14 protein-coding genes and 1 tRNA gene are annotated in these 12,083 nt (G+C 66.7%); 3 read left to right on the forward strand and 12 right to left on the reverse strand.

Going from position 1 to position 12,083, the window contains the following annotated elements; all coding sequences use genetic code 11:
• Nucleotides 1-106: 106 nt before the first annotated feature.
• The 7 genes from ATSB10_RS10720 to ATSB10_RS10750 all read right to left on the reverse strand — a co-directional run bounded on the left by ATSB10_RS10720 (nt 107) and on the right by ATSB10_RS10750 (nt 5,978).
• Entirely contained in the window at nt 107-1,132 is a 1,026-nt protein-coding gene (locus ATSB10_RS10720) for a hypothetical protein (RefSeq protein WP_083966185.1), read from the reverse strand.
• A 606-nt stretch (nt 1,133-1,738) separates the two neighbouring features.
• Nucleotides 1,739-2,116, reverse strand: coding sequence for a hypothetical protein (locus tag ATSB10_RS10725; RefSeq protein WP_017461522.1), 378 nt, complete (start codon nt 2,114-2,116; stop codon nt 1,739-1,741).
• Nucleotides 2,117-2,331: 215 nt separating this feature from the next.
• Nucleotides 2,332-3,438 (reverse strand): acyltransferase family protein, encoded by a 1,107-nt coding sequence (locus tag ATSB10_RS10730; RefSeq protein WP_063672705.1) that lies wholly within the window; start codon nt 3,436-3,438, stop codon nt 2,332-2,334.
• Nucleotides 3,435-4,187, reverse strand: coding sequence for a queuosine precursor transporter (locus tag ATSB10_RS10735; protein ID WP_063672707.1), 753 nt, complete (start codon nt 4,185-4,187; stop codon nt 3,435-3,437). Before ATSB10_RS10735 ends, ATSB10_RS10730 begins: the two co-directional genes overlap by 4 nt.
• A gap of 76 nt (nt 4,188-4,263) precedes the next feature.
• Nucleotides 4,264-4,545: a DUF427 domain-containing protein gene (locus tag ATSB10_RS10740; RefSeq protein WP_063672709.1), complete on the reverse strand. Its 282-nt coding sequence runs from the start codon at nt 4,543-4,545 to the stop codon at nt 4,264-4,266.
• Nucleotide 4,546: 1 nt separating this feature from the next.
• Complete coding sequence (gene def, locus ATSB10_RS10745) at nt 4,547-5,083, reverse strand: peptide deformylase (protein WP_063672711.1); 537 nt, start codon at nt 5,081-5,083, stop codon at nt 4,547-4,549.
• Nucleotides 5,084-5,159: 76 nt separating this feature from the next.
• On the reverse strand, nt 5,160-5,978 hold the full coding sequence (locus tag ATSB10_RS10750) for a DUF4197 domain-containing protein (protein WP_063672713.1): 819 nt from the start codon (nt 5,976-5,978) through the stop codon (nt 5,160-5,162).
• 168 nt (nt 5,979-6,146) lie between these two features.
• Between ATSB10_RS10750 and ATSB10_RS10755 the strand changes: the two genes are divergently transcribed.
• From ATSB10_RS10755 to ATSB10_RS10765, 3 genes are all read left to right on the forward strand, one after another.
• Nucleotides 6,147-8,225, forward strand: a complete 2,079-nt coding sequence (locus ATSB10_RS10755; protein ID WP_063672715.1) for a carbon starvation CstA family protein — start codon at nt 6,147-6,149, stop codon at nt 8,223-8,225.
• Entirely contained in the window at nt 8,222-8,449 is a 228-nt protein-coding gene (locus tag ATSB10_RS10760) for a YbdD/YjiX family protein (protein ID WP_063672717.1), read from the forward strand. The genes ATSB10_RS10755 and ATSB10_RS10760 overlap by 4 nt, the downstream gene beginning before the upstream one ends.
• 139 nt (nt 8,450-8,588) lie before the next feature.
• Nucleotides 8,589-9,095: a DUF2127 domain-containing protein gene (locus ATSB10_RS10765; RefSeq protein WP_063672718.1), complete on the forward strand. Its 507-nt coding sequence runs from the start codon at nt 8,589-8,591 to the stop codon at nt 9,093-9,095.
• A 2-nt stretch (nt 9,096-9,097) separates the two neighbouring features.
• Here the strand turns inward: ATSB10_RS10765 and ATSB10_RS10770 are convergent, their stop codons facing one another.
• From ATSB10_RS10770 to queE, 5 genes are all read right to left on the reverse strand, one after another.
• Entirely contained in the window at nt 9,098-9,661 is a 564-nt protein-coding gene (locus ATSB10_RS10770) for a GNAT family N-acetyltransferase (RefSeq protein ID WP_063672720.1), read from the reverse strand.
• Between the two features lie 9 nt (nt 9,662-9,670).
• Complete coding sequence (locus ATSB10_RS10775; RefSeq protein ID WP_205631045.1) at nt 9,671-10,435, reverse strand: HAD family hydrolase; 765 nt, start codon at nt 10,433-10,435, stop codon at nt 9,671-9,673.
• Nucleotides 10,436-10,456: 21 nt separating this feature from the next.
• A tRNA-Lys gene (locus ATSB10_RS10780) sits at nt 10,457-10,532 on the reverse strand.
• Nucleotides 10,533-10,607: 75 nt separating this feature from the next.
• Complete coding sequence (gene queC, locus ATSB10_RS10785) at nt 10,608-11,291, reverse strand: 7-cyano-7-deazaguanine synthase QueC (RefSeq protein WP_063672724.1); 684 nt, start codon at nt 11,289-11,291, stop codon at nt 10,608-10,610.
• Between the two features lie 90 nt (nt 11,292-11,381).
• The gene (gene queE, locus ATSB10_RS10790; protein ID WP_063674442.1) at nt 11,382-12,053 is read right to left on the reverse strand and encodes a 7-carboxy-7-deazaguanine synthase QueE; all 672 of its coding nucleotides are present in this window, start codon (nt 12,051-12,053) and stop codon (nt 11,382-11,384) included.
• Nucleotides 12,054-12,083 lie beyond the last annotated feature (30 nt).

Here is a 12,083-nt window from a genome sequence, read left to right on the forward strand (position 1 = left end):
GTAGGACGTCGATCGTTTCCGCCATCGAGCGGTCCCGCCAGGCGGTCAAAGGGAAGGGGCCGCGGCTTGCGCCGCGGCCCTTTTGTTTCCAGCGATACCGGAGCTCTTACTGCACGACCGGATGCGCGATGTCGCACTCGTTGGTGTCGTTCGACCAGGTGCTCTGCATGGCGTAGGTGCCGTTGGCCATCACCACGTCGGCCGACTTGCCCTGGCCGGACGAGATCCAGGCGCACTCGTCACCGTTCTCCTGGCCGTAGCTGCTGCTGCGGCGGTTCCGGTTGGTCCAGCCGCCGGCAGGGTTCTGGTCGGTCACCGTCTCGGCGTACTCGTGGCCTTCGACGATCGAGAAGCCATCCAGCTTGCCGCTGGCGCCACTGTTGACGAAGTTCTGCCCGCAGCTGGTGCCCATGTCGTACACGTACGGCATGTTGGTGAACGCCACATCGCCGACCGGCGAGCTCACGCTCCAGTCGCCATTCCAGTCGTGCCACGCACAGAACTGGCCGTTGGAGGTGTTGAAGCCATCCGGATGGGTACCGGTCGGCGACAGGATCACGTACTGCACGTAACGGTTCGACGCCGCCGTGGTGTTGCCGAAATGCTGCGCCGCCTTGATCGCTTCCTGCGCCAGCTGGGCACCGGTGGCGCTCGACGGCGAAGCCACCGAGTTGTCGTACCAGATGCCGGCAAAGGCGCCGCCCGTCGGATAGCCGATGTGCGGAGCCCCCGACGGACAGGAGGTCGCTCCCGTGGAGACCAGCGAACCGTCGCAGTATTGGGTCATCGTGCCCGACCACGATTCGCCGCCAGTGCCCAGGCCCTTGAACAGGCTCTCGAGGTACGGCACCGCACCGACCGAGTCACCCGACAGGGTCATGTTGCCGTTGGCATCGGTCCCGGCGGTGCCCCACTGGCTGCCGTAGACGACCAGGTAGACCTTGGGAGTGCCGCTGGTGACGCCAATGCCGTCGACGCCTCCGCCATAGCTCAGGGCCTTGCCCGATGACGTGGTGCGCGCACCCCTGGCTGCGTGCAGTGCCGCCCAGGCGCGCATCTGGCTGTGTGCTTCCCGGGTTGCCACCACGCCATGACGGTACGAGTGACCGTAGGCGGGCGAATAAGGGTTCATCCCGTCGTCCTGGGATGGGCCGGCGATCGCGCCGGCCGAGAGGCCGAGAAGCGCCGAGGCGGCCGCGACAGCGAGCCACCGACTGTTGAGTCTGGACATAAATTCTCCCCGCATGGATTGAGTTGAAAGCGAACTGAGACGTGTTGGCCTACGAAGCGCATCACGGGTACGCAAACAAACTCCGGCGCGACAAAAGACATCGCGACGAGGCCTGGTTTTCCTCCCCAGGAAAACCAGGCACGCGGAAACTAATCGAATGACACCGCCCCGCACAATGGGAATTTTTTCCCTAGTATCAGGGATCTACGTAGCCACCCGTGGCGCCGCCAGGACAAAAAGCGTTCCGCCGCAGAGGCTTGCAAAATCATGCGCTCGCATTATCTTGCGGCTCCGACAAAAGAGCTGCTTTATCTCGTATGAAACGCAATTTATTACGCGTCGGAAGTGCGATGCAGCTCAAATTTCCGTCACCGGCCTGATCGAAAAGCAGCGCCATCGGCACACGAATGCGGCCAGTGTGAAGCGCCCTTCGAACCAGGCCTGATCCAGACCCGGCCGCGGACGTCTGGCGCACCCCGCCGCAGCGATCACGACCGGGGAAGTGCTTCAGCGGGTATGCACCCAGTACACCTGGAGCCCCCGGGAACGATCCTCTTCGCGACGGCCCTCGCGGCTGTCGACCACCGCGCCCCAGGTCGACCGCAGGCCCCCGTGCTGGAACCGGTCCACCCGCACCTGCTCGCCTTTGGGAATGATCGCCTGACTCACCACGACAAGTACGCCCGGCTGCTCATGAACCAGACTGCCCGGCCGCCCGGTACCCGCCCCCCAGCCCACGTGGAGCTCGCAGGGAATCGGGTCGGATACGCCGCGGTTGTCCAGACTCCATCCTTCGGTCTTGCTCAGCAGCGACTGGAGCTTGGGATCGCTCCAGTCGACCGTGTTGGCCGAAGGACCCGATGGTGGCTTGCCGAAGTGATTCATGGTCGCAACGTTCTCTCCGCGGGCGTCAAGATCGCGTCGCGACCATTGGCGTTGCACCGGGTATGCAGGGAACGGGCCATGTCACCGGAGCGGGTATCCGGCACCGGGAAATGACGGATAGCCCCGTACGAAAGCGCATCCGGACGGGTCCTGCACGTCTTCATGCCGGGCATATCGACTGCCCGCGGGGAAACTTGAGCGTTTTCCGGGCGTCGCTAAAGCTGGCGCCTGCGCCACCAGCGTTCGCACGGCTGGGTAAAGAACCTGGCCAGGCCCCAGCCGAGCGCCAGACTGCCCGCCAAAGCCGGCAGATACCAGATCACCCCGCTGCGCGGATCCGCTCCGGCGAACCGCCACAGGCGCACCGTCGCGAACACCACGAACATGTGCGAAAGATAGATCTCGTAGCTCAGCCGGCCCCAGCGCTCCAGCCAGCGCCAGCCCCTGACCGGGCGTGACGGATGCGGTGAGCTACGCATCCCCACCAGCAGCGCTCCCGTCGCGGCAACCAGCACGAGCATCACGCCGTCGTGCAGCCATCGCCACAGCCACGGCATCGCCAACATGACGAAGGCGAGCCCCCCCGCTCCCGACCAGCGCATGAGCCGCGCCATCCAGGCCCGCGGCGGCCGACCGTGAACCCACAACGCCCCGAGCACGCCCGTCGCGATCGCGGCCATGCCGGGCAGGTAGGCCTTCTCCTTCCAGATCTCATTGCCATCGAGCGCCGCCAGCGACCATGGCAGCGATACCGCGAGCAACAACAGCAGCGGAACCAGCACGCGTCGCCGGCGCGTCAGCAGGCAGACCAGCGGGAAGCCGAGGTAGAACGCCTCCTCGATCGACAACGACCACAACACATCCCAGCTGCCCGGGAGGTAGCCGGTGCGCCCCTCGTACCAATTCAGGCAGAGCCCGAGCGCCGAGGCCACCGCGCCGGCCAGGGACTGTCCCGGGCGATGGATCACGTAGTCCGCCACACCCAGTCCATGCAGCAGCGCCAGCACCGCGACCAGCAAGAGCAGCAGCGGCAGAATCCGCGAGGCGCGCCGCGCATAGAACGCGCGCAGATCGATCCGCGCCAGGTCGCCCCAGCGGTCCAGCGCATTACCGGCGATCAGGAAGCCGCTGACCACGAAGAACACGAACACCGCTTCGTAGCCGTTGTAGTTGAGCGCGCCCAGCACGCGCCGGGGTAGCCAGTCGGCCAGCACGGTCTCGCGCAGCGGGATGCGCAGCCCGATGTGATGCAGCACCACCAGCACGATCGCCAGGCCGCGAAGGCGATCGATGCCGTGATGACGCGTCGGGACCGCACTCATCCGTAGCGCCGCAGCTCGCCCTCGTCCTTCAGGCTGAAAGGATTGAAGTGCGTGTCCTCATCCAAGGTATCCACGCCTTCATGGCGCTTGAGGAAGCCCACCACGGCGTAGGTCAGCGGGGTGAACACCACTTCGACCGTGACCTTCATCAGCCAGTTGAACGCGATCACCTTGGCGATGGTCTGGCCTTCCCAGATGCCGATGAAGGCGATCGGGTAGAACGTGAGGCTGTCCACGCCCTGCCCGACCAGGGTCGAGCCGATGGTCCGCGTCCACAGCCAGCGCCCGCGCGTGACCAGCTTCATCTTGGCCATCACGAAGGAATTGGCGAAATCGCCGATCCAGTAGGCCAGCAACGAGGCGGCCGCGATCCGCCAGGTGCCGCCGAACACCACCTCCAGCGCCGGCTGCAGCTGCGCGTTGAATGGCTCGGCCGGACTGGCCGGCATGCGCAGGATCACCTGGGTCATGAAGGTGGCGAACAGCATCGCGCCGAAACCGGCCCAGATCGCCCGCCGCGCGCGCGCGTAGCCGTACACCTCGGTCAGCACGTCGCCGAAGATGTAGCCGATCGGGAAAAACAGGTTGCCCGCGCCGAAGGTCAGCGCGCCGACGACCGGTAACGTGACCGTACAGACCTTGGCCGGCCCGATCAGGTTGGAACACAGCAGTACGGCGACCATGCCGCCGACCAGCAGGTCGTAGTAGCGGAAGCCGCGCAGGGGCGCGGTTCGGTCAGGAGAGTGCATGGTGATCCCCGGCGGACGAAGCGGGCAGCATACCCGCGCGTCGATACGACGGCGCGTCAGGCCCGGATGCGGCGGCTCAGTCGACGACCTGCACGCCCTTCCAGAAGGCGACGCGCCCGGCGATGGCGCGGGCGGCGTCCTTCGGATCGGGGTAGTACCAGGCCGCCGCCGGATTAAGGCGGTCGCCCACTGCCACGTCGTAATAGCTGGCGGTGCCCTTCCACGGGCAAACCGAGTGCCGGTCGCTGTCACGGAAGTACTCGCGCCGCAACGCCGTTGCCGGGAAATAGTGGTTGCCCTCGACCACGATGGTGTCGTCGCTCTCGGCGAGCACCGTGTCCTGCCAGATCGCGCGCATCTCAGTCGTCTCCCATGTCCTGTCCCGGGAACAGCACGTCGGTGAAGCCGAAGCGATTGAAGTCGGTAATACGCGAGGGATACAGGCGACCGATCAGGTGGTCGCACTCGTGCTGCACGACGCGTGCGTGGAAGCCCTCGGCGCGTCGATCGATCGGCGCCCCCTGCGGGTCGAGGCCCTGGTACCGGATCAGGCTGTAGCGACTGACCACCCCGCGCATGCCGGGCACCGAGAGACACCCCTCCCAGCCCTCTTCCATGTCCTGCGAGAGCGGCGTGATCATCGGGTTGAGCAGGATCGTGCGCGGCACCGCCGGCGCATCGGGGTAACGCTCGGCATGATCGAAGCCGAAGATCACCAGTTGCAGGTCGACGCCGATCTGCGGCGCGGCCAGTCCGACGCCGCCGGCCTCGTGCATGGTCTCGAACATGTCGGCGATCAGCGCATCCAACTCGCCGCTGCCGATCATCGCGTCGGGGACGGGCGGTGCCACACGCAGCAATCGCTCGTCGCCCATCCTGAGGATCTCGCGGATCATCCGTTTCTCCTTCGTCACGGGGATCCGGTTGGGATGAGGCCGAGCGGCGCCGGTTCAAGGGCGCCGCATCGGCGACTCAGCCGCCGCCGAATACCTTGCGCAGCAGGTCGGTCGTACGCGCCGCCGGGTTCTGCCGGATCGACTGCTCCTCGTCGCCGATCTCCGTGAACAGACCATCCATGGTCTTGCGGGTGACGTAGTCATCGAGATCGAGCGAGCCGCTCTCTTTGCTGGCGTGGCCGCCTCCCAGCGCGCCGAGCGAGCCCAGCGCGTTGCCCAGGGCGCCGCCGCTGCTGCCGGACATGAAGGCCTTGTACTTCCTGGTCACGCCGACCTTGTCGGTCGCCTCGGCCACGATCGGCCGGATCCGCGCCGCCAGATCGTCACCGGCCACGCGACGGAAGAAATCCGTGGCTGCATGATCGCCGCCGCTGAGGATGCCGCGGGCGTCCTGCAGGGTCATCTTGCGGATCGCGTTGCCGAAGATGTCGGCCACCTGCGGCACGGCCTTCTCGGCGGCACGATTGAGGCTGAGCTCGAAGGCATCCACCTTGGCGCCCTGGCCCAGTTCGCGAGCGAGCTTGCCCGCCTGCTCCAGCTTGCCCGGCAGCGGAATGCGCACCTTGGCGTTGTTCGAGAACCCGCCTTCGCGCCCCAGTGAATTGATCGCCTTGGTGGTGCCCTTGGCCAGCGCCTCCTTGAGTCCTGCCGCGATATCGCTACCGGGCAGCTTGCTGCCCTGCGCGTCGCCGTTGACCTGCGCCTTGGCGGCCTGCTTCGCCTTGTCGAGCAGATCCTTGAACTGGTTGTGGCCGGCGGCCGCCGCGGAGCCGGGCGCCAGGACGCTTGCAGCGAGGGCCACGCAGAGCGCGTGGCGACGGAAAACTTCACGCATGGGTTGCTCCCGCTTGACGTCGATGCGCGCAGTGTAATCCGGTGTCCCGGGACACATGCCAGCCATGACAACCATTCGACCAATGGCTAATGGGGCAAGGCGCTCCAGGGCATTGACCCCCCCTTCCCGGCGGCGGACCCTTGGGTATCTCCAGCGGAGGAACCCCGAATGAATGCCACTGCGTCATCTCCATCCAGTCCCGCAGGAAAAATCCTCTGGGCGGCGATCGCCATCGTCGGCGCCTTCTGCCTGGGCGTCGTCGCGCTTCGCCGGGGCGAGCCGATCAACGCGATCTGGCTGGTCGCCGCTGCCATCGCGGTATTCGTGATCGGCTACCGCTTCTACGGCACCTTCATCAACAACAGGGTGCTGCAGCTCGATCCCAGCCGTGCAACACCTGCCGTGCTGCGCAACGACGGACTGGACTACGTCCCCACCGACAAGTGGGTGGTCTTCGGCCATCACTTCGCCGCGATCGCCGGCGCCGGTCCGCTGGTCGGACCGGTCTTGGCCGCACAGATGGGTTACCTGCCCGGCACGCTGTGGATCCTGTTCGGCGTGGTGTTCGCCGGCGCCGTACAGGACTTCATGATCCTCGGCCTGTCGATCCGCCGCGACGGCCGCTCGCTCGGCAACATGCTGCGCGACGAGCTTGGGCCATTGCCGGGCATCGTGGCGATGTTCGGCGTGCTGGTACTGATGATGATCGTGCTGGCGGTGCTGGCGCTGGTGGTGGTCAAGGCGCTCACGCACAGCCCGTGGGGCACCTTCACCGTCGCCTGCACGATCCCGATCGCGCTGCTGATGGGCGGCTACCTGCGCTGGTTCCGCCCGGGCCGCATCCTGGAGGTGTCGTTGATCGGCGTGGTGCTGCTGCTCGGTTCGATCTGGCTCGGCAAGGCGGTGTACGACTCGCCGGTGTGGGGACCGATGTTCGACTTCGATGCCAGGCACCTGGCGTGGATGCTGATCTGCTACGGCTTCTTTGCCTCGGTGCTGCCGGTGTGGCTGCTGCTGGCACCGCGTGACTACCTGTCGACCTTCCTCAAGATCGGCACCATCGCCCTGCTGGCGCTGGCGATCTTCCTCGCCGCACCGATGCTGCAGCTGCCGGCGGTGACCAAGTACATCGACGGCACCGGTCCGGTGTTCGCCGGCAACCTGTTCCCGTTCCTGTTCATCACCATCGCCTGCGGCGCGGTGTCCGGCTGGCATTCGATCATCTCCTCCGGCACCACGCCGAAGCTGCTGGCCAACGAAGGCCAGGCGCAACTGGTCGGCTACGGCGGCATGCTGATGGAGGCCTTCGTGGCGATCATGGCGCTGGTCGCCGCCGCCTCGCTGCACCCGGGCGTGTACTTCGCGATGAACTCGCCCAGTGCGCTGATCGGCACCACCGTGGAGCACGCCGCCACCACGATCAGCCAGTGGGGCTTCGTGGTCACGCCCGACCAGCTCGCCCAGACCGCCAAGGACATCGGCGAGAACTCGATCCTCAGCCGCGCAGGCGGTGCGCCGACGCTCGCCGTGGGCATGGCCCAGCTGCTGCACGGCATCATCCCCGGCGAGGGCATGATGGGGTTCTGGTACCACTACGCGATCCTGTTCGAGGCCCTGTTCATCCTCACCACGGTGGACGCCGGCACCCGCGTTGGCCGCTTCATGATCCAGGAGATCGCCGGCCTCATCCACAAGCCGCTGCAGCAGACCGAGTCGTGGACCGGCAACCTGCTGGCCACCGCGATCTGCGTGGCGCTGTGGGGTTACTTCCTGTACCAGGGTGCGGTCGATCCGCTGGGCGGCATCAACACGTTGTGGCCCCTGTTCGGCATCGCCAACCAGATGCTGGCGGCGATCGCCCTGATGCTGTGCACCGTGGTGGTGGTGAAGCTCAAGCGCCAGCGCTACATGTGGGCGCCGGGCATCCCGGCAATCTGGCTGATCGTCTGCACGCTGACCGCGGGCTACGAGAAGCTGGTGGGACCGATCAGCTTCACCGCCGCGGCCAACAAGTACGCCCAGGGCATTGCCGAAGGCAAGCTGATCGCCCCGGCCAAGGACATGGAGGCGATGCATCGCATCGTCAGCAACAACCATGTCGACATGGTGCTGACCGGCCTGTTCATGGCGCTGGTGGTGGCCATGGCGCTGTTCGCCCTGCGCGCCATCGCCCGGGCGAGGCAGATGGATCGGCCGACGGCGCACGAGGAGCCCTATGTCGCCCTGAGCAGCGTGGCGCAGTCATGATCGCCGCGCATGCCACGCCACGCCACGCATTCCGCACCGCCGGCCGGGCGGTGTGGAAATGGGCCGTGCAGACCGCGCGGCTATGCTGTGGCGTGCCGGATTACGACGTCTACGTACAACATCTGAAACGCCACCACCCGGAACGGAAGATCCCCAGCTACGAGGAATTCTTCCGCGAGCGGCAAGCCGCCCGCTACAAGGGCACCGGTGGACGCTGCTGCTGACCGCCGGCTGACATCTTGCTCCCATGGGCTGCGCCGGGAACGGCGCGGCCCTTTTTCCCTCCCGCGGTCACCCGTCTTTCGGCGGGTAGCACGCAACGGGCCGGCCCGCGACAATGGACGGCCACAATCCGGCTTCCCCATGTCCCGGCTTACCTCCCCACGCAACCCCGACGACGACACGCCCGAGTCGAAGCATCGCTTCGGCCTGCGACTGATCGCGACCTACAAGATCGTGCAGGCGCTGGCGCTGGTGCTGGCCGGTGCCGGCGCCTTCCAGCTGCATCGGCAGCGCGCCATCGACGAACTGCTGGACTGGCTGGAGCACCTGTCGATGGGCGACACCGGGGGCCTGCGCCAGCACCTGATCGACGCCATCACGCAACTGGGTCCCGGTCGATTCGTGGCGATCGGCGTGATCGCCCTGGCCTACGCCGCACTGTTCATGACCGAGGGGATCGGGCTGTGGCTGCGCAAGCACTGGGCCGAGTGGTTCACCGTGATCGCGACCGGCTCGCTGATTCCGGTAGAGCTGTACGAGCTCTTCCGGGAGGCCAGCTGGATCAAGCTGGGCGTGCTCGTCGGCAACGTGGTGATCGTGGTCTACCTGGCGCGCATCGCGATGCAGCCGCACCGGCGGCGAGCTTGAGCTCAGCGCTGCGTCCGCGCCTGCCATTCCCGCGCCAGCAGGCCATAGAAGGCGGTGTCGGCCACCTCGCCACCAACGATCCAGCGCTCGCGCAGCAACCCCTCCTGACGGAATCCCAGCCGCTCCAGGCTCCGCCTCGATGCCACGTTTTCCGGATCGACGTCGGCCTCCAGCCGATGCAGGCCGAGCGGGCCGAATGCCCAGTCCAGCCATTGCGCGAGTGCCTCGTGCATCAGCCCCCGGCCCCACGCGGACCGCGCCAATGCGTATCCGATTTCCGCGCGCCGGTTCGACTCGCTGCGGTTGAACAGGGAAACCGTGCCGATCACCCGGTTCTCGTCGCGCAGGGACACGCCCAGACGGATCGCACCGCCGGCATCGAATGCCGCGCGGTCGGCGGCGAGCATCCGGTGGGCATCTTCCGGTCCCGACCAGGGTGACCCGCTCCAGTAACGCACCACCTCCGGGTCGCCGAAGATAGCCAGCAGGGCGTCGACGTCCGCATCGCTCAGCGGACGAAGCGCGATCCGGCCATGTCGCTGAATGAATGGGGGAAACGGCGACACGCGACCTCCTCAGCCGACCGCAGCGGTTGCCATGGGTGTAGCCCGGCGCAATGCATCGAGCAACGCCGGAAGATGGGCCATGTCGTCGAACACGCAGTGCGCGCCTGCTTCCAGGAGCCGCTCCGACGACATGCCACCCGCGTAGCCGAGCACGGTCATCCCGGCCGCGCGTCCGGCAGCGATACCGGTGGGCGAATCCTCCACCACCACGCAGTGTTCGGGCCTCGCCCGGAGGGTGCTCGCGGCCAGCAGATAGATGTCCGGAGACGGCTTGCCATGCTCGACATCGTCGATGCCGAACCAGCGATCCCCGAAGCGCTCGAGCAGCCCCGTCACCCGCAAGGTGATCGCCATCTTCATCCTCAGTCCATTGGAGGCGATGGCGCATGGAAGATCGATCGCGTCGAGCATCGCGCCGACGCCGGGCATCAGCGTGACCTCCTCAGCCAGGGCCGCGCGGCTGCGCTCGCCATAGCGTGCCGCGAAGTCCGGCGGCAGCGGCCGCCCAAGGAGGTCAGCGGCTATGCCAAGGGAATCGGCGGTACTGCGGCCGACGCAGAGCCCGGCCAGTTCGTGGTCGTCGACGTCGGCACCAAGCTCACGCAGCATGCCTGCAAACACGCGGCCAGTGATGCTCTCGCTGTCGACCAGCACGCCGTCGCAGTCGAAAACCACCAGATCGATGGGGTGCGGCGATGGATTCATGGCAGTGGTGACGTGATGGCGGAAGCCGCCATTGTTCCATGGCGGCTGTACAAAAAAACGCCCGGCCATGCCGGCCGGGCGTTTCGTCGATGGTGGGCCGTCCGAGACTCGAACTCGGGACCAATAGATTAAAAGTCTACTGCTCTACCAACTGAGCTAACGGCCCGTGAAGCGGACTCGCGTGCAGGCACGCAAGCCCTTCATTTTAAGCAGTGCGAACCAGGCACACAAGCAAATCGGCTCAGACGTAACGCGTCGGATCCGGCAGACCGGCGTCACGGAATCCCTGGGCACGCAGGCGGCAGGCGTCGCAGTGACCGCACGCACGCCCCTGGGCATCGGCCTGGTAGCAGCTCACCGTTTCGGCGAAGTCCACGCCGAGCCGCTGCCCCTCCCGCGCGATATCGGCCTTGCTCATGCTCATCAGCGGTGCATGGACGCGCAGGCCCTGGCCCTCGACACCGGCCTTGGTCGCTACGTTGGCGAGCTTTTCGAAAGCTTCGATGAAGGCCGGGCGGCAGTCGGGATAACCGGAATAGTCCACCGCGTTCACGCCACACCAGATGTCCCGGCTGCCGAGCACTTCGGCCCAGCCCAGCGCGATCGACAGCATGATGGTGTTGCGCGCCGGTACATAGGTCACCGGGATGCCGGTGCTCTCCTGGTCCAGTGGCACGTCGATATCGGCAGTCAGCGCCGAACCGCCAATGCTGCGCAGGTCGACGTGCACGGTCTTGTGCTCGACCGCGCCGAGCATCCGCGCAACCCGCGCGGATGCTTCGAGTTCGGAACTGTGCCGCTGGCCGTAGGCTACGCTGAGCGCGTGCACCTGGTACCCCTGCTCGCGCGCGATGGCGATGGTGACGGCCGAATCCATGCCGCCGGAGACGAGCACGACGGCCCGGGGAAGCGTGTTGTCAGACATGTGTTGCCTTCCTGCAGACGACCGGTCACCGGTCGGGGCGCGCCACCGGCAGCACAGGCCGGCGCGCGGATGCTTCGATGCCGTCCGGACTCAGTGGCCCGGCGCGTCGTTCCACAGCAGCTTGTGCAGCTGCAACTGGAAACGCACGGGCACGCGGTCCTCGATGATCCACTGGGCCAGCTCGCGCGGCTGCACTGCACCGTGCACAGGCGAGAACAGCACCATGCAGCGCCGATCGATGCCGTGCTCGGCCACCACGCCGCGCGCCCACTCGTAGTCGGCGCGGCTGGCGATGACGATCTTCACCTGGTCGTGCGGCAGCAGGTGCGCAAGGTTCGCCCAGAGGTTGCGGGCGCTCTCGCCGGAGTCGGGCGCCTTCAGGTCCATCACCTTGCGCACGCGCGGATCGACCGCCGAAACATCCAGCGCCCCCGAGGTCTCAAGGGACACCTCGTATCCGGCATCGCAAAGGCGCGCCAACAGGGGGATGCAACGCTTCTGCGCCAGCGGCTCCCCACCGGTCACACAGACATGGCGCGCGCCGTGGCTGGCCACCTCGGCCAGGATGTCGTCGACTGTATGCCAGTCGCCGCCGTGGAACGAATACTCGGTGTCGCACCACACGCAGCGCAGCGGGCACCCGGTCAGGCGAACGAACACCGTGCGCCAGCCGATCGCATCGGCCTCGCCTTGGATCGAATGGAAGATCTCGGTGATGCGCAGCCGGTCGGCCGCCTGCCCCGCCGGGCGGACCGCAGCCACGCCCGTATCGCTCTCGCTCACCGGGCCGGC

Source organism: Dyella thiooxydans (assembly GCF_001641285.1).
GTDB lineage: Bacteria > Pseudomonadota > Gammaproteobacteria > Xanthomonadales > Rhodanobacteraceae > Dyella_A > Dyella_A thiooxydans.

What these genes read in the sequence shown, in the direction of transcription:
- ATSB10_RS10730 (WP_063672705.1), bottom strand. Translation starts at nt 3,438, where the DNA reads ATGAGTGCGGTCCCGACGCGTCATCACGGCATCGATCGCCTTCGCGGC.
- ATSB10_RS10740 (WP_063672709.1), bottom strand. Translation starts at nt 4,545, where the DNA reads ATGCGCGCGATCTGGCAGGACACGGTGCTCGCCGAGAGCGACGACACC.
- ATSB10_RS10750 (WP_063672713.1), bottom strand. Translation starts at nt 5,978, where the DNA reads ATGCGTGAAGTTTTCCGTCGCCACGCGCTCTGCGTGGCCCTCGCTGCA.
- ATSB10_RS10725 (WP_017461522.1), bottom strand. Translation starts at nt 2,116, where the DNA reads ATGAATCACTTCGGCAAGCCACCATCGGGTCCTTCGGCCAACACGGTC.
- ATSB10_RS10720 (WP_083966185.1), bottom strand. Translation starts at nt 1,132, where the DNA reads ATGAACCCTTATTCGCCCGCCTACGGTCACTCGTACCGTCATGGCGTG.
- def (WP_063672711.1), bottom strand. Translation starts at nt 5,083, where the DNA reads ATGATCCGCGAGATCCTCAGGATGGGCGACGAGCGATTGCTGCGTGTG.
- ATSB10_RS10755 (WP_063672715.1), top strand. Translation starts at nt 6,147, where the DNA reads ATGAATGCCACTGCGTCATCTCCATCCAGTCCCGCAGGAAAAATCCTC.
- ATSB10_RS10735 (WP_063672707.1), bottom strand. Translation starts at nt 4,187, where the DNA reads ATGCACTCTCCTGACCGAACCGCGCCCCTGCGCGGCTTCCGCTACTAC.
- ATSB10_RS10760 (WP_063672717.1), top strand. Translation starts at nt 8,222, where the DNA reads ATGATCGCCGCGCATGCCACGCCACGCCACGCATTCCGCACCGCCGGC.
- ATSB10_RS10775 (WP_205631045.1), bottom strand. Translation starts at nt 10,435, where the DNA reads ATGGCCGGGCGTTTTTTTGTACAGCCGCCATGGAACAATGGCGGCTTC.
- queC (WP_063672724.1), bottom strand. Translation starts at nt 11,291, where the DNA reads ATGTCTGACAACACGCTTCCCCGGGCCGTCGTGCTCGTCTCCGGCGGC.
- ATSB10_RS10765 (WP_063672718.1), top strand. Translation starts at nt 8,589, where the DNA reads ATGTCCCGGCTTACCTCCCCACGCAACCCCGACGACGACACGCCCGAG.